14 protein-coding genes are annotated in these 15,053 nt (G+C 37.4%); 6 read left to right on the forward strand and 8 right to left on the reverse strand.

Annotated elements, in window-relative coordinates; genetic code table 11:
- The first annotated feature begins 116 nt into the window (after positions 1–116).
- Both ACOZ9X_RS16800 and ACOZ9X_RS16805 read left to right on the forward strand, forming a co-directional pair.
- A protein-coding gene (locus ACOZ9X_RS16800; protein WP_423416476.1) for an IS3 family transposase occupies positions 117–1,438 on the forward strand; the annotation gives its coding sequence in 2 pieces (ribosomal slippage) (positions 117–489 and positions 489–1,438; 1,323 coding nt in all).
- A 202-nt stretch (positions 1,439–1,640) separates the two neighbouring features.
- Positions 1,641–3,311 (forward strand): bifunctional metallophosphatase/5'-nucleotidase, encoded by a 1,671-nt coding sequence (locus ACOZ9X_RS16805; protein WP_423419201.1) that lies wholly within the window; start codon positions 1,641–1,643, stop codon positions 3,309–3,311.
- Between the two features lie 51 nt (positions 3,312–3,362).
- Here ACOZ9X_RS16805 and ACOZ9X_RS16810 read toward each other — a convergent pair whose 3' ends face one another.
- Together ACOZ9X_RS16810 and galU are read right to left on the reverse strand one after the other, a co-directional pair.
- Entirely contained in the window at positions 3,363–4,217 is an 855-nt protein-coding gene (locus ACOZ9X_RS16810) for a hypothetical protein (protein ID WP_423419202.1), read from the reverse strand.
- A 66-nt stretch (positions 4,218–4,283) separates the two neighbouring features.
- The gene (gene galU, locus ACOZ9X_RS16815; protein ID WP_423419203.1) at positions 4,284–5,168 is read right to left on the reverse strand and encodes a UTP--glucose-1-phosphate uridylyltransferase GalU; all 885 of its coding nucleotides are present in this window, start codon (positions 5,166–5,168) and stop codon (positions 4,284–4,286) included.
- Between the two features lie 262 nt (positions 5,169–5,430).
- Between galU and ACOZ9X_RS16820 the strand changes: the two genes are divergently transcribed.
- Positions 5,431–6,297 (forward strand): SDR family oxidoreductase, encoded by an 867-nt coding sequence (locus ACOZ9X_RS16820; protein ID WP_423419204.1) that lies wholly within the window; start codon positions 5,431–5,433, stop codon positions 6,295–6,297.
- Positions 6,298–6,577: 280 nt separating this feature from the next.
- Here ACOZ9X_RS16820 and ACOZ9X_RS16825 read toward each other — a convergent pair whose 3' ends face one another.
- The 5 genes from ACOZ9X_RS16825 to ACOZ9X_RS16845 all read right to left on the reverse strand — a co-directional run bounded on the left by ACOZ9X_RS16825 (position 6,578) and on the right by ACOZ9X_RS16845 (position 9,903).
- Complete coding sequence (locus tag ACOZ9X_RS16825) at positions 6,578–6,907, reverse strand: helix-turn-helix domain-containing protein (protein WP_423419205.1); 330 nt, start codon at positions 6,905–6,907, stop codon at positions 6,578–6,580.
- Positions 6,908–6,937: 30 nt separating this feature from the next.
- Entirely contained in the window at positions 6,938–7,633 is a 696-nt protein-coding gene (locus ACOZ9X_RS16830) for an LPXTG cell wall anchor domain-containing protein (RefSeq protein ID WP_423419206.1), read from the reverse strand.
- Between the two features lie 80 nt (positions 7,634–7,713).
- On the reverse strand, positions 7,714–8,601 hold the full coding sequence (locus ACOZ9X_RS16835; protein ID WP_423419207.1) for a TasA family protein: 888 nt from the start codon (positions 8,599–8,601) through the stop codon (positions 7,714–7,716).
- 75 nt (positions 8,602–8,676) lie between these two features.
- Positions 8,677–9,246 (reverse strand): signal peptidase I SipW, encoded by a 570-nt coding sequence (sipW, locus tag ACOZ9X_RS16840; RefSeq protein ID WP_423419208.1) that lies wholly within the window; start codon positions 9,244–9,246, stop codon positions 8,677–8,679.
- Positions 9,247–9,276: 30 nt separating this feature from the next.
- Positions 9,277–9,903 (reverse strand): hypothetical protein, encoded by a 627-nt coding sequence (locus tag ACOZ9X_RS16845; RefSeq protein WP_423419209.1) that lies wholly within the window; start codon positions 9,901–9,903, stop codon positions 9,277–9,279.
- 291 nt (positions 9,904–10,194) lie between these two features.
- Here ACOZ9X_RS16845 and ACOZ9X_RS16850 point away from each other — a divergent pair, with 291 nt between their 5' ends.
- The 3 genes from ACOZ9X_RS16850 to yidC all read left to right on the forward strand — a co-directional run bounded on the left by ACOZ9X_RS16850 (position 10,195) and on the right by yidC (position 12,424).
- Positions 10,195–10,767 carry a class D sortase gene (locus ACOZ9X_RS16850; protein ID WP_423419210.1) on the forward strand — a complete coding sequence of 191 codons (573 nt, stop codon included), beginning with the start codon at positions 10,195–10,197 and terminating at the stop codon, positions 10,765–10,767.
- Between the two features lie 398 nt (positions 10,768–11,165).
- Positions 11,166–11,372, forward strand: a complete 207-nt coding sequence (locus ACOZ9X_RS16855) for a hypothetical protein (RefSeq protein WP_423419211.1) — start codon at positions 11,166–11,168, stop codon at positions 11,370–11,372.
- A gap of 401 nt (positions 11,373–11,773) precedes the next feature.
- Positions 11,774–12,424 (forward strand): membrane protein insertase YidC, encoded by a 651-nt coding sequence (gene yidC / locus ACOZ9X_RS16860; RefSeq protein WP_423419212.1) that lies wholly within the window; start codon positions 11,774–11,776, stop codon positions 12,422–12,424.
- Positions 12,425–12,709: 285 nt separating this feature from the next.
- On the opposite strand, the gene ACOZ9X_RS16865 is transcribed toward yidC, so the two are convergent.
- Complete coding sequence (locus ACOZ9X_RS16865) at positions 12,710–15,022, reverse strand: glycerophosphodiester phosphodiesterase family protein (RefSeq protein ID WP_423419213.1); 2,313 nt, start codon at positions 15,020–15,022, stop codon at positions 12,710–12,712.
- Positions 15,023–15,053: the final 31 nt, after the last annotated feature.

The following is a 15,053-nucleotide window of genomic DNA, read 5'->3' on the forward strand; positions in this document are numbered from 1 at the left end:
TGAACTGTATCCCGAATAATGGACACTTATAAAAAGTCCGTTATTCGGGATTTTTTGTGTTCTTTAACAAGAAACCCGTTATAATCAAACCAAACAGGGAGAACGGGGAATCCACATTGAGTAAAATTATCTATAACGAACTTCAAAGAAAACAACTTGAAAACAATCCAAATGTAAGCCATGTTTCAGATCGTTCTATCAGCTATAAACCCGAGTTTAAGGTTCAAGCTGTAAAAGAATATTTACAAGGAAAATTACCAATGGAAATTTTTATAGATCATGGTTTTGATATCGAGATGATTGGAGTCGATAAACCACAAGCTTGTTTAAAACGCTGGAGGTACTCGTTTGAAGCGCATGGTGAGGATGGATTTTACACGGAGCGTCGTGGAAAAGGCAGTACAGGACGTCCTTCTTCGAAGGAACCAACCTTAGAAGAAAAATTAAAGAAAGCAGAAGCTCGAAATGCTTTCCTTGAAATGGAGATCGACTTCTTAAAAAAGCTCAAGGAACTAGAAAGGCAGGCGAAAAAGAAGTAACTACATCTGAGAAGTATCAGCTCATCAATGAAACGATCCGAAAACACAACCTTAAACGCCATGTCTCCCATCTCTGTGAAATAGCTGGTGTAAAACGAAAGAGCTATTATGCCTGGCTAAAAGCAGAGCCAAAGCGCCTTGAACGAGAAACAAAAGATCAAGAGGATTATCAACTCATTAAGCAGATTCATGACAGTAAAAAAGAAAAGCTCGGCGGACGCGTAATAAAGATGCGTCTAGAAAATATCTATGATGTTAAAATGAATCTCAAAAAAATATATAGAATTAAAACAAAATTTAATCTTGAAACAAAAATACGCAGGAAAAATCCTTATAGGAAATTAGCAAAGGCTACACAAGAACATAGAACGTGCCCGAACATCCTGAATCGAAACTTTGTCCAGTCTAGACCTGGAATGGCTTTACTCACAGATATTACGTATTTATATTTGGAGGACAGTTCAAAGGTTTATTTATCTTGCGTAAAAGACAGTACAACCAGAGAGATATTAGCGTACTCTCTTTCAACATCACTAAGCATGGGGATTGTTTATCGAACACTAGAAAAATTAATGGACTCTTTGGACGGGAATGTTTATCCTGGTGCAATTCTTCATTCCGATCAAGGTTTCCATTACACACATCCTGAATTTCAAAAACGAGTAAAAGGATTAGGATTTACACAATCCATGTCAAGGAGAGGGAATTGTTTGGATAACGCCCCTATGGAATCATTCTTTGGGCACTTTAAAGACGAAGTAGATGTCGAATGTAAAACGGTCGCTGAATTAAGGTACAAAGTAGAGGAATACATAGAATATTACAATACAGAAAGATATCAATGGACATTAAGCAGAATGACCCCGGAACAATTCCGAGGTCATCTAATAGCTGCTTAAATGGTCTTTTTATAAACTGTCTAATTTTAAGGGAACAGTTCACAAGTGCGTTGGCTTTTTTATTTTGACGGTTTTCATGTTGCATATCTATTTACTTAAAATTTAAAAGTTTTTTACGTTACTCGACAAATTTCGACTAGCGCTGCATTTTATAAATGATAAATTATTATGGTATGACAAATTTTGAAAGGAACGTGATGAAATGTCAGTTAAACAAACGTTTAAAAGATTACTAGTTAGTTCCCTTGCTGTTGGGGTAATGGTCTCTCCTCTAGCAATGCCTGGTTCTGTAGATGCAAAAGGAAAACCTTACAAAGACAAACCGTTCAATCTGTCTATTATGCATACAAACGATTCCCATGCTCGTTTAGATAATGTTGCTAAAAAAGTAACAGCGGTAAAAGAAGTTCGTGCAGCTAAGCCTGGTGCTTTGTTACTTGATGCAGGTGATGTATTTTCCGGATCGCTTTACTTTAACCAATTTAAAGGACAAGCAGATCTAGAGTTTATGAACCTTCTAGATTATGATCTTATGACATTCGGTAACCATGAATTTGATCTCGGTTCAAGCCCTGAAGGTCATCAAGCACTAGCAGATTTTGTTAAGAATGCTAACTTCCCATTCGTAAGTTCCAACGTAAACTTTTCAAAAGATCCATTATTAAAGCCTTTGTTTAAAGGCTATGCTTTAAAGCCAAAAGACGGCAGCATCTACTCATCTGTTGTGAAAAAAGTTAAAGGTGAGTATGTAGGATTCATCGGATTAACAACAGAAGAAACAACTGACATTTCAAGCCCTGAAAATATTGTATTTGAAAATTATATTAAAGAAGCTTCCAAAGAAGTTAAATTATTGAAGCTTCTTGGTGTAAATAAGATCGTTGCCATCACCCACCTTGGATATGATGATAACCCAGCGTATGACAATGACCTTGAGCTTGCTAAACATGTGGATGGAATCGACGTTATCATTGGCGGCCATAGCCATACACAACTAAACGCGCCAGTAGTGGTATCTTCAGATGAAAACGGAAAAACAAAGAATCCTACTGTAATCGTGCAAGCATATCAGTATAACGATTACTTAGGAACATTGGATGTAACGTTTGATAGTAAAGGTAAAGTTGTTGGACAAGCTGGGCAATTAATTAAAGTGGCTGATAAAGCAGCTGATCCAGAGGCATCTCAATTGCTGACAAAGTATTCTAGTCAAATAGATGAAATTAAGAATACACCAACTGGCGGTGTAGCTGAACAGGCGTTGCTAGCTCCTCGTACAGAAGGGACTGGAACGAGTGTAAGAAATAGCGAACTTCCACTAGGCAACCTGATTACAGACGGTATGCTTGATAAAGCCAAGGATTATAATCCAAATGTCGTTATGGCATTCCAAAACGGTGGAGGAATTCGTGCAACGATTGATCAAGGTGAGATCACGTACGGTGATGTACTCACTACTCTTCCTTTTGGAAACACACTTGCAACGATGAAGTTAACTGGTGCAGAAATTAAACAAGCTCTTGAACATAGCGTAAGCCAAGCACCAAAAGAAAGTGGCGGATTCCTTCACGTTTCTGGCATGAAGTTTACGTATAACAGCTCACTGCCAGCAGGTAGCCGTGTTTTAAAAATGGAAGTAAAGAACGCAGATGGTACATTTACAACTATTGATCCTGCTCAAGAATATGTAATCGCAACAAACGCGTTTACAGCTAAAGGCGGAGACGGATTCACAGTCTTCAAAAATGCTTATGAGCAAGGACGCGTTACAGATCTTGGTGCATCCGACTGGGAAAACCTTCGTGACTATGTTGCAGAGTTAAAAATAGTTAACCCTGTGGTTGAAGGCCGTATTGTTGATGAAGGTAGATAATACTTATAGTTACCAGGCTGGTTCAAAGATTTTTCTTTGAGCCAGTCTTTTTTATTCCTCTAACCAATTATAGCGAGGCGTGGTTTGATTGGCTGCTTGTTCTCTCCTCTTCTCCGCACTGAACATTCCACTCAATGTTCCATAAAAGTATGGGGTAAAGCTCGTTTTGATTTTGCGTTTTTTATAAAGAAATACAGTGGTTTTGAAAGCTTCAACCACTATTGAGATTAGCTGTTCAATTGGTGTTCGAAAGTTAAACTTTTTGTATGCCATTAATGCTTTTTGCCAAAAAGTATAGATTTCTTCTGCTCGGTCAAAGAATGGTTTTACTAATTGGATGAATGGGTGTGGGACGTTATCAGGAACGAAGGTGTAGTCGCGATCATGTAGGTGAGGTGTCGCTGATGTAGCCGAAAGGTGTGGAGTGATGCTGACGTTCTTTTCATGACGTATGTTTAGATCTTTATTTTCTAGATTTATGAAGAGATTCTTAGTTTCCAGTGCTGATTTTGATGGTTGTGAGTTACTCTCTGAGGGAGTTTCGTCAGCATCCCGGTACGTCAGTTGTGTTTCACTCGCTACATCAATTGGGTGAAAAACAAAGACATTATGAGCAAATCCCCCATTTGATCGATACGTTTTATATACATGTAAAAAACCTGTTGTTTTGACTTTTCTTAGCATACGAACAAACGTCGCACGTGAGATACCTCCCTGTTTTTTTGCGCAGGCAGATACAAGGGTAGCAATTTTCGCATTTGCTACGCCTGGCACAACTACGCTATATTGACTATGCGGAAAATTAGGGGCGAGTGCGCGGAAAATATGGAATTGCGCGAGTAAACAGCCGAAAACTGCGTGTAAAAAGCGAGTAAGTGCGCGAACATGTAACAGTTTAAAGAACACGTACCGTAAAACTCATTTATATGAAAAAGATGGCTCCGCTTGGGAACCATCATCTTCATATTCATCTTATTTTGTTGATAAATCCGAGTGTTTAAGCAAATGTGACAAGTAATCTAGCAATTCATATCGTAAGTCGTCTCGTTGGAGAGCGAATTCTATCGTGGTCTTAATGAAACCTAACTTTTCTCCAACATCAAATCGAACACCTTCAAAATCGTACGCATACACGTCTTGAATTTGATTGAGTTCTGCAATGGCATCTGTTAGTTGGATTTCGAAGCCTGCACCAGGTGTTTGATTCTCTAAGATTTCGAAAATTTGTGGAGTCAAAATATAGCGTCCCATAATGGCAACATTGGATGGTGATTCATGTTGTTTCGGCTTTTCGACCAAATGGCTTACCGAATATAAACGGTCGTTTAACTGTTTGCCATCGACAATTCCGTATCGAGAAACTTCTTCTTCTGGCACTTGCTGAACGCCAATGATAGAAGAATGATATTCGTTGTATTGATGAATAAGCTGTTCCAAGCAAGGGGTATCGGAAGTAACAATATCATCACCAAGCAGGACCGCAAAAGGCTCATTTCCGATAAACTTCCGTGCACACCAAATGGCATGACCTAGTCCCTTAGGTTCCTTCTGACGAATATAGTGAATATCAACGAGCTTAGATGGTTTTTGCACTTCTTCAAGTAGTTCAAGTTTTCCTTTTTGAAACAAGTTCTGCTCTAATTCATACGAAAAGTCAAAATGATCTTCAATCGCTCGTTTTCCCTTACCCGTGACGATAATGATGTCTTCGATCCCGGAAGAAACCGCTTCTTCAACAATATGTTGAATCGTCGGTTTATCCACAATCGGAAGCATCTCTTTAGGCATAGCTTTTGTCGCTGGCAGAAACCTAGTACCCAGTCCTGCAGCTGGAATAATCGCCTTTTTTACTCTCATTTGGTGAACTCCTTTATATAGAATTTCACAATGTATTTAGCCTTATCCCTTTCATCATACCTTACCTGTTTAAATAGTTCTTCCCGATTTCATAAGTTTTCACATCGTTTTTACAATTCATATGCAATTGTTAAGAAATCATACGGATTAAGTTGTTTTCTAGATATTATAAACTTAATTTTTCACTCTAAATGTTTATTCAGTTGAGAGTTGGGAAAGGTAGATTTAGAAGAGAAAACATAAAAAAGGAGTGCATGAATTTATGTCTGATCAAAATCATCCTAAAGGCCAACCCGCACAACATCAAAATCAGCAGCCTGGTGTAGAATCTGAAATGACCCCAATACCCCAGTCCGAGAGCCCTACATATAAAGGGAGCGGAAAGTTAAGAGGTAAATCTACGTTAATTACGGGTGGTGATAGTGGAATTGGTAAAGCCGTAGCTATCGCGTATGCAAAAGAAGGCGCAAATGTCGCAATCATCTATTTAGAAGAATCTCAGGATGCAGAAGAAACGAAAAAGCAAGTGGAAGAAGAAGGCGTGAAGTGCTTGCTGATTCGAGGCGATATTGGTGATGAATCGTTTTGCGATCAAGCGGTTCGTGATGTAGTCGGTTCGTTCGGTGGACTTGATGTACTCGTGAATAACGCAGCTGAGCAGCATCCACAGCAAAACTTTGAGGACATTACAGCGCAGCAGCTCGAAAAAACATTCCGCACAAACATTTTAAGTATGTTCCATTTAACGAAAGCTGCACTTCCTCACTTGAAGCAAGGAAGCACGATTATTAACACAGCATCAATCACAGCTTATCAAGGACACCCTGAGTTGATTGATTATGCTTCAACGAAAGGCGCAATTGTGTCGTTTACTCGTTCGTTGTCGAATAACCTTGTGAAAAAAGGTATCCGTGTAAATGGCGTGGCACCAGGTCCAATTTGGACACCGCTAATCCCATCAACATTCACAGCAGATAAAGTAGAACAGTTCGGTAAAGATACACCTATGGGTCGTCCAGGCCAGCCAGAAGAACTCGCTCCCGCTTATGTATACTTAGCAAGTGAAGATTCTTCTTATGTATCTGGGCAAATGATTCATATTAATGGTGGTAAGGTTGTGAATGGGTAACAAAAAAGTTAAAAAGCCGGAGCTTCTATGAATGCGTCGGCTTTTTATATGGAGTAATCCAGACTAGGTTGAAATTCTCTGAATCTGTAGTTCATTATTTTAGATGTGTTCCACCTTTTTTCCATGAGATTCAGTTTCTTTTTTACATAATCAAACGATGCTCTACCTTGATATTCATCACCTAAAAATATTTCACAAACATTGTTACCTTTATACACAATCTTTAAAATATGGCCGTTAAGGTGACAAATGTACAAACCATTTCCCAATCGAATCACATTTATCCTCCCCTCTTGATCGTACGTTTCCACGCTTCATAAGCTAAAAAATCGCGAATTTCTTCTTTTTCTAAACCTAGTTCTTTAGCTTGAGCCAAAAGCTCAACCCACTCCGGATCAAGGATCTCAAATTGTATATCTAACAACTGCTCCACAGGAACCTCCAACGCTTTCGCTATTTTTTGAATCATATGCGCAGATGGATTTGTCTCATGATTTTCAATGCTGCTTAAGTAGCTTTTTGAAATGCCTGCCAACTCAGAAAGCTTAGTAATACTTAAATTCTTATATAATCTTCTTCTTTTAATTTCAATCCCAATTTTGTTTAACATCACCAGCTTCCTTTTCATCTACAAACTTTTTTATAAATCTATAGTTTTTCTTCTTTGCTTATATAGTGTGGTTGCTCCTAAAAGTAAAAATAAGATTCCACTAAACAAATAATTAAAGGTGTTTGTGGATGTTTCAGGAAGAATTTGACCCTCAACTGGTGGAGAATTTAAACCATCTGATGGTATTGGGCGTTCAGGAGATATAGAATCGTCATCTCCAGGCAGGTTATTGATAGGCCCACCATCATCTGGATTCGACGGTTCGTTTGGTTCTGTAACTTTATCTTCAACAATAAACTTAAATTCAACGTCAAAGGCTAATCCTTGAAATTCATTACCAAGTTCATAAGGGAATTTGACTTCAAACATAAGATCTTCTTGATGTTCCGAATTTAAATACCTTGCAGGAAGACCCTTAAAATCTTTTAGTTTGCCGGTATGTAGAACACCTTTGGAATCCCAGACTTTAAGCAGAAATTCGTTATATAACTCTTTAGAACCATCTTTAAATATCGCTTGAGTATTATATTTAAAATCTTCTGCTCCTCGATTTTGAATAGTAAGCTTTCTAGTTGCCCAGTCACCCGGTTTCATGTTAGTTAGGTTAAACAAAAAACTGCTGGGACTTGTATCGATATTTAGTGATTCATTTGTTTGAGCATGAACCAATGTTGATTGAATTAATAAAAATAATAAGGATGTGAGAAGTAGTTTTAATAGTTTCATTTTTTAACCTCTCAAAAATTAATAGTCTTTATATTGAGAAAAGGTGGGATTCCCCACCTTTCCTTGCTTAGTACATTTAATTAGTTTTGGTTAGCTGGTTCTACAACCTCATTATCTCCATGTTTACGTAAATCAGTGCCATTCTTTGTTTTAATAGATGCTGGTTTTGGCTCATTCCCATTATCAGAAGATCCTTGTACTCCATTGTTAATTTCTCCATTTACGTTTGAACTGTCAAGACTCATTCCATCCCATTGAGTTGCCTCTAGATTAAAGTAAAAACTTGCAGAATTTCCTTGGAATTTATTTTGTACGTATTCTCCATATTTGTCCGATGCCCCACCAACTCTTGTATTGTCTTCTTTAAATTTAATTACAAACATTACGCTATCACTATCAGCTGGTGTAACAGGTATTCCTCTTTTAGCATCTTGGCCAGCAGGAACTACTAACGGAGCTAAATTAATTCTTGTATCTGTAGAATCTTGAGCTAAATATGCAGAGTTAATTTTACCTGTATAGGTATTGTTTACAAGGTCTGCTAGTGTAAGTGGTGTTGTTCCTTGAAGAATACTTTTTCTTGGTTCAAATTTACCTTCAGTATTTTCGGAATCTACACTTAAAACATCGATTTCGAATTGTGATAGAAATGCAGTAAGATCTTCATTAGTACCTACACCCTTATTAAATCCGTTTGCTGTCGTATTTAGTAATACTTCTTTAATAGCTAATGAACCAGCATTGTTTAAAGTGAATACTCTTTTCACTTCATCACCAGGCTTCATATTACCTAGGTCAAAGTTTGCTGCTTGATTAACTTTTCCAACAGTTAAATCTAATGTTCCTGCAGCAAAATGGTTGTTAATCGTTGCAGTGTCGTTAAATGCTGCCCAAGTTCCCCCACCAACTAATGTTAAACCTAGTGCCGCTGTTACTACTCCCATACCTAACTGTTTTTTAATACTCATTTTTTTCCCCTCTTCTCCCTCGACCTCGAGGTATGTAATTTTTATATTGAACCCTGTTCAGGGATACAATCATTTTTATACAGCTTTTTCTACACCTGAATTCTTGTTCATTTTATCGAGCTCTTTTAGCGCTTTTAAGATGGAAATTGCAGAATAAATGAGTAGCAAGACACCTGGAATGATTAACAGCAATGCAGTTCCTTTATTGGATTTGGCGAAGTCTATGAAATAACCAAGATAAGGAATTGTAAAGTTTGAATACTTACCCATCACATTTTGTGCGAGTACAGGCTGAGTATCGACGGCCTTGTTGTTATCTCCTTTTGTTTGATACATGACTTGATCACCGTTTTTAATAACCTCTACAATTCTATGAGTCACAATAGATTGATCTTGTTTTAAATACGTGATAACATCTGATTTTTTTAGATTCATAGCATCTTCTATAGGTTTTACCGCTATAACTGAACCTGTTTTAAAGGTTGGTTCCATTGAACCTGATAAAACTGTCTTTATTTGATATCCAAAAAAACTAGGTTCTCCACCAGCTGCTTTAGATGAAATTACTATAAAAATCATGCTAAGTAATGTAATAGCTAAAACGGTAGTTATCAATCCATTTAAAATTTTTATTGTTAGTTTCATAAGAACCACCTTTATCTTTATTGTTAAAATTTATTCTGTTGTAGTTTTTTGATTTTCCTCAATCGTTGTTGATTCTTCATTATTCTTAATAGTAGGTTCCTTTTTTTCTGGGCTCTTTTGCTCAGTTCCTTTAGGTTCAGCAGACTCTGAATCGGCTGGCACCTCTATTGGTTCAGTTTTTTCAGTTATTTCTTCTTTTTCCTTACTTGTTTCATTTTTCTTTTCTTCACTCACACTTTTACTTTTATCACCTTTAGAGTTACCACTCTGATTTCCATTATTAGGATGATCATCTACACATTCATCAGGAAGACAATCCTTTTTGTCATCGTTTCCTTTTCCAGGATTATCGGGATCCCCTATCTCTCCATCGTCTCCCTCATTTGGTCCATTACCTATGCCAGAGTCATCCTTCTTCATGCAAGCTTTTTTATTTTTCTTTTCATACTCCTTATCCGAACAAAAATCTTCTAGGGTTGCTATTGTGTTTGCTATTCTCTCTGTGTCATTAAATTTTGAATATGTACTGGAATTAGGTAAATAAAGAACTGAAATAACAATTAAATAAAGCATCCATAAGTTTGTAATTAGCCAAAATTTATTCTTATTTCTAGTTATTCTTTTATGTTTTGTACGCCGAGTTGGAAATGTATTCATTGCTAGTTTCACGCCCCTCATGTTCAAGTTCTTAAAGGGTATTTTCTGTTCTTTATTAAGAACTTACAATGTGAGTATAATACATAATACCTAATTTAAAAAGGTGTAAAATGAGACGTTTGTTCTATAAAATGAACATTATTCTGAAGATTTCTCGCAATTACTTCCAGATACTTTAAATTTTGTATTTTTTATTGAATATTTTGTTCATTATAATGAATTTAAAAACCAGATTATTTTTCAATATTAAGAACACAAAGAAATGTATATTTCATTACAAGAGGTGATACTGTGCGCAGATTATTATCATGGATTATCTTAATCAGTGGATTTCTATTATTTGTTTATGGTCTGTTACAATTTATATTTTTAAAAGAGCAGCAACAGAGCAGCTTAATAGAAGCACAAGAGGTTATAAGAACATCTTCTTCACCATCTACTAACAAAAAGTCTGTAAGTACTAAACCGAATAGAGGGGAAGTTATTGGTTTACTCTCAATACCTAAAATAGATGCTGAGCTTGCAATCATTGAGGGTACGGATCCGGATGAATTGGAAAGAGGTGTTGGCCATTATTCTGAATCATCACTTCCAGGTGAAAAGAATCAAATTCTTTTATCAGGTCACCGAGACACCGTATTTAGAAATTTAGGAAAGGTAAGTATAGGAGATAAATTGACCATTAAACTCTCTTCTGGGAATTACACCTACGAAATATTTAAAACAAAAATTGTAGATGCCCATGATCGGACGGTTATCCAATCTACCTACCCTGAGGAAATTCTGGTTTTGACCACTTGTTATCCTTTTTCATATATAGGAAACGCACCTGAAAGATATATTATTTATGCAAAGCGAACTTAATTGTAGAGTGTACAAATACATGGACCTTGTATAGTCCTTTTGGTTGTGTTTGTCCTACTTAACAAACCGATACTATTATGAAATCCTTTTTGCTACTTAAAGAAAGGAACTGTGTAATTTATCACTATTACTACGGTTCGTTAAATCTGATCCTTTATTACAATATATTTACGATTTAGGTGAACCCTATCATAAAAGTAAAACAGGCATCGATTGGTATTATGACAAAGATACCAATCAACTGCTCAGCATATGCCGAAACAGATGAAGGAATACTTTGTATATGTATTAGGTAGAAGAACGTAGGAGTGTTTTTTTAACATGGGGAAAAATATATCTTTACAGTTAATATTTACCATAATATGATTGTATTAGATTGATTTAAAGGAGCGCGGTCGATGTATATTATTCCAACCGGTAGTTCAATTCAAAGTGATTATGATTTTAATAATCACCGTTATTTGGTGGTGAAAGTGGACGTGGTTTGTACGAAAGAAAAGATGACCGTTGACTCGGGGTATATTGATGATTTCAATGAAAAATTAGTGGTTGTGAATGGTAAGGCATTTATCAGAAATTCACATTTGTTTGTCTCAAAAACATAAACATTTATTTTTAATGGGTAGCTATGCACAGCTACCTTTTTTATTTGGAACTTTTTTCAATAATAAACGTATTACATTCAAAACCTACAAGGAGATAAAACATGTCTGAATTGAACGTATTACTTGAACAATATTTTTTTATCTCTACACTTCTTTTACTTTTCATAACCATTTATCAGCTGCCTGCTGTTACTTCTTACGTTAGTAAGAAAAATTTCTGTGCTTTTCAATGTGTTAAGGTAGCTACAAAAATAGTTATTAAACTACGCAACCGTGTTTTACATATAAGAATTTTCATCTTTATCCTTCGAAAGCTTAAGATAAAATAACTCATCGAACAATGATCTTGAGAATTGTTCACTCCTTCTATAACTAATAAAAATAGAGGAGGAGACTATTTTTTGAGTATTTTAGAGTTCATTGTATATCCTTTCAGTCAGTTGTTACATGTTGTTGCAGATTTATTTAATGGTAGTTATGGATTGGCAGTAATCACCATCACATTGGGTTTACGGATCATTTTATTTCCACTATTTATTAAACAAGCTAAACAGCAAAAAGAAACAAACCAGAAACTTGAGCTGATGAAGCCAGAGTTAGAAGGCTTAAAAGAGAAATATAGAGATCGAAAAAAACCTGAGGAAATAAAAATACATCAAGAGGAAATGGTTCAACTTTATGGTAAGTATAAGATCGATCCTATTTCTGCAGGGTGCCTTCCTTTGCTTATCCAACTGCCAATTGTGATGGGAATGTATTGGGCGGTAATCGAGTTAACCAAAATATCAAATCATTACTTTTTAATGTTTAATTTTACAGAGACAAGTATCGTTTTAGCTTTAGTAGCTGGGCTTATCTACTATTTTCAGGGGAAGAGTAGTCCGATTACTACCAGTACGAGTAGCCCAATTAATATGAAATGGATGATGCTTATATCACCCATTGTCATCTTTATGGTGTCTATTAGCGGTCCTGCCATCCTGCCTTTTTACTGGTCAGTGAATGGAGTGCTCCTGATTGTTCAGAACATCATTATTAAGAGTATGGTATGAGTAATAGATAGTTAATAGTTTAGCCCTCCTTCTCTTTGAAGGAGGGCCATACTTTTATAGGGCACATTTATTTTACGGTACGTGTTCTTATAATTATTACACTTTCGCGCACGATTACATATTTTTCACGCAGTTGAGTTAAATTTACGGGCAGTTGAGCCTAAGTTGCGCGCACATCAAGCCTTGTTCCGCGCAGGATGCTGTTGTTTTCACGCGGTTAAGTATTAAATAGCACTCTCACAATAGAAAAGTTTATAAAAAAGAGCTCAGCTCCTCACTATTACGCTATTTCACCGTCACTTCGATCGGCTCAGAAACCAAATTCCACTCTTCACCTAACATTTCAAACGTATGTTTAACAAAAACTTGCGCTTTACCTGGTGCAACAGCTTCAACTGTATTCCCATTAACATTCACGACGCCGTTATCATCAGCCACGAAAAGTTCAGTCTCAATATTTTCGCGCTGATCCACGCGATAACTCACTTTGGCTTTCGCATTTACCGTGTGTTCTTTTCCTACATTCAAGTTAAGCTTCTTTAATGGTGTTTCCAGTTGGATTGGTGAAGCAGTTAACCATTGCGTGTAATCCGTGATTGGGCCAATCAATCCTTGCTTCAACTTGTCCACAAACGGCGCCTCTGCTCGGAACGTCCAATGCATGCTCATCTGACCGCGCTGACGCATGTACTTTATGAACTCAGCGTACACCGTGCCGTAACTTGCATTCAGCGTCACATCATTGCTCGTCCCATAGTCAACCATCTTTTTGGCGTTCTTTAATTTTGCATCTAACGATTTTGGCTCACCAGCAGAAAACAGATACCCAATCGGCAGCTCAGGCGCTATCTCGTTCATTAGTTGCATGCTGTCTAGATAAAAGCTCTGCATCGAAACTTGATCCATCATGCCTTCACTCTTAATCTCATCGATTACTTGCTGTTCGATTCCATGGTCCTTTAGTTCAACTAGAAGCACGACGTCTTTACCCTTAAACGCTTGTAGGAACTCTCTCAACGTCGGTACTTTTTCACCCGCAAATTTCTCATTATACTTAATTCCCGCATCAAGCGAGCGAATTTCTTCGAGCGTTAACTGATCAACGGCTCCTGTTCCGTTCGTCGTTCGATCAACCGTGTTATCATGCATAATGACAAGATGTCCATCCTTCGTGATCTGCACATCTGTTTCAATCTGATCGGCACCTAGATCGTACGCAATGCGGTAACCGACCATCGTATTCTCAGGAGCAAGTGATGGAACACCGCGGTGAGCCGCAACGATCGGACGCTGAATAATCGTTCTTTCAGGATATTGGCTGAACGCAGTGACGGCATTTGCTGGCTGGTTCGTTACGATTCCGTCAACACCTAAATGAAGTAGTTCATGCGTATCCGCCATTGTGTCACCACCAACACCCCAAACTGAAACCATCCGATTGTGCAGGTAATAGATATTATCCGCAGTAAGATTCTTTAACGGAATCATCACCATCTTACTACCACTCTCGTGAACGTCTTCCACGATCTGCTGCAAGTCATGCTTGTTTAGTGCGCTTTTATCATAAACAAGTCCGCCGCGAATTTTTGGGTTTATCTCTTTAATAGCTTTAATAATTTCTGTGTTGCTTGAAACAATTTGTACATCGGTTGTAGACGTCTCGTTTAAAGCTGTAACTACTGCTTCTTCTATTCCAGTCTTTTCAATATGTAAGACTGGAATCTTCTTCGCTTTAAGCCTATTTAACTGGTCTTTTAACAGTTTTCCGTTACCGTACAAACTACCATCTCTATTTTCCACTTGTAAAAAAGCTGATGCGGTTTGGTCATTGTAAGAAGTAACACCAGGTCCTTCAATTAAAGTCGGTGCGTTAATCATGTTTGTTGGTGCCTCTTCTGGGAGGAGGGCTCCTGAACTCGGCACTGGTGGCAGTTCACCGCTAAACGAAGTTAATTTAACATTATCGTATTGTACTGTAGAACCTTGTGCTTGAAATCCAATATCACCATTCTGCCATTTAGATGCTCCAGCAGTGTCGACAACAAGTTCTCCATTCACAAACTGTTGCACACGATTTTTACTAGTAATTACTTTTAGATGATAACTTCTGTTATATGCAAAGTCCTCTTTGTAAAAATTGGTTTCTGTAACATTCCAGGCATTCTTTTCGGTACGTTCTGCAAACTCCAGTCCATTTAGCGCAGTCGTTCCACGTCTAATTGCAAACTGGTAATACGGATAGTTCTCGTTTTGTACACGATACATGATCGATGCCCAGCGTGTATTTTCGACTGCGGAAACAAAGGTCATGTCTGCTTCAAATACATAGTTTCCATTATTATCATCCGCGAGAGGTACAACTACTCGTGCAGGCTTACTCGTTGCGGGCGAACTCAACACAAGCTTTCCATCCTGTACCTTTCCATCTCCTTCAACCACTTTCCAGCCATTCGGAAGCGCTCCGTTACTTATACCATCAAAAGATTCGTTTACAATAACCGTGTCATTCGCTTTTACCGGACTTGATACTTGTGGAACCACAAGACTTAGTGCTAAGGCAGACGTTACGACCAATTGACGCATAGAATGAGTTTTCACGTTACTAAACACCCTCCTGAAATAATAGTTT

It is taken from the genome of Fictibacillus nanhaiensis, from assembly GCF_049537595.1.
GTDB lineage: Bacteria > Bacillota > Bacilli > Bacillales > Fictibacillaceae > Fictibacillus > Fictibacillus nanhaiensis_F.

Bases quoted from the DNA above. Each gene is read 5' to 3' on its own strand.
- ACOZ9X_RS16805 (WP_423419201.1), top strand. From the start codon at position 1,641: ATGTCAGTTAAACAAACGTTTAAAAGATTACTAGTTAGTTCCCTTGCT.
- galU (WP_423419203.1), bottom strand. From the start codon at position 5,168: ATGAGAGTAAAAAAGGCGATTATTCCAGCTGCAGGACTGGGTACTAGG.
- ACOZ9X_RS16820 (WP_423419204.1), top strand. From the start codon at position 5,431: ATGTCTGATCAAAATCATCCTAAAGGCCAACCCGCACAACATCAAAAT.
- ACOZ9X_RS16825 (WP_423419205.1), bottom strand. From the start codon at position 6,907: ATGTTAAACAAAATTGGGATTGAAATTAAAAGAAGAAGATTATATAAG.
- ACOZ9X_RS16830 (WP_423419206.1), bottom strand. From the start codon at position 7,633: ATGAAACTATTAAAACTACTTCTCACATCCTTATTATTTTTATTAATT.
- ACOZ9X_RS16835 (WP_423419207.1), bottom strand. From the start codon at position 8,601: ATGAGTATTAAAAAACAGTTAGGTATGGGAGTAGTAACAGCGGCACTA.
- sipW (WP_423419208.1), bottom strand. From the start codon at position 9,246: ATGAAACTAACAATAAAAATTTTAAATGGATTGATAACTACCGTTTTA.
- ACOZ9X_RS16845 (WP_423419209.1), bottom strand. From the start codon at position 9,903: ATGAATACATTTCCAACTCGGCGTACAAAACATAAAAGAATAACTAGA.
- ACOZ9X_RS16855 (WP_423419211.1), top strand. From the start codon at position 11,166: ATGTATATTATTCCAACCGGTAGTTCAATTCAAAGTGATTATGATTTT.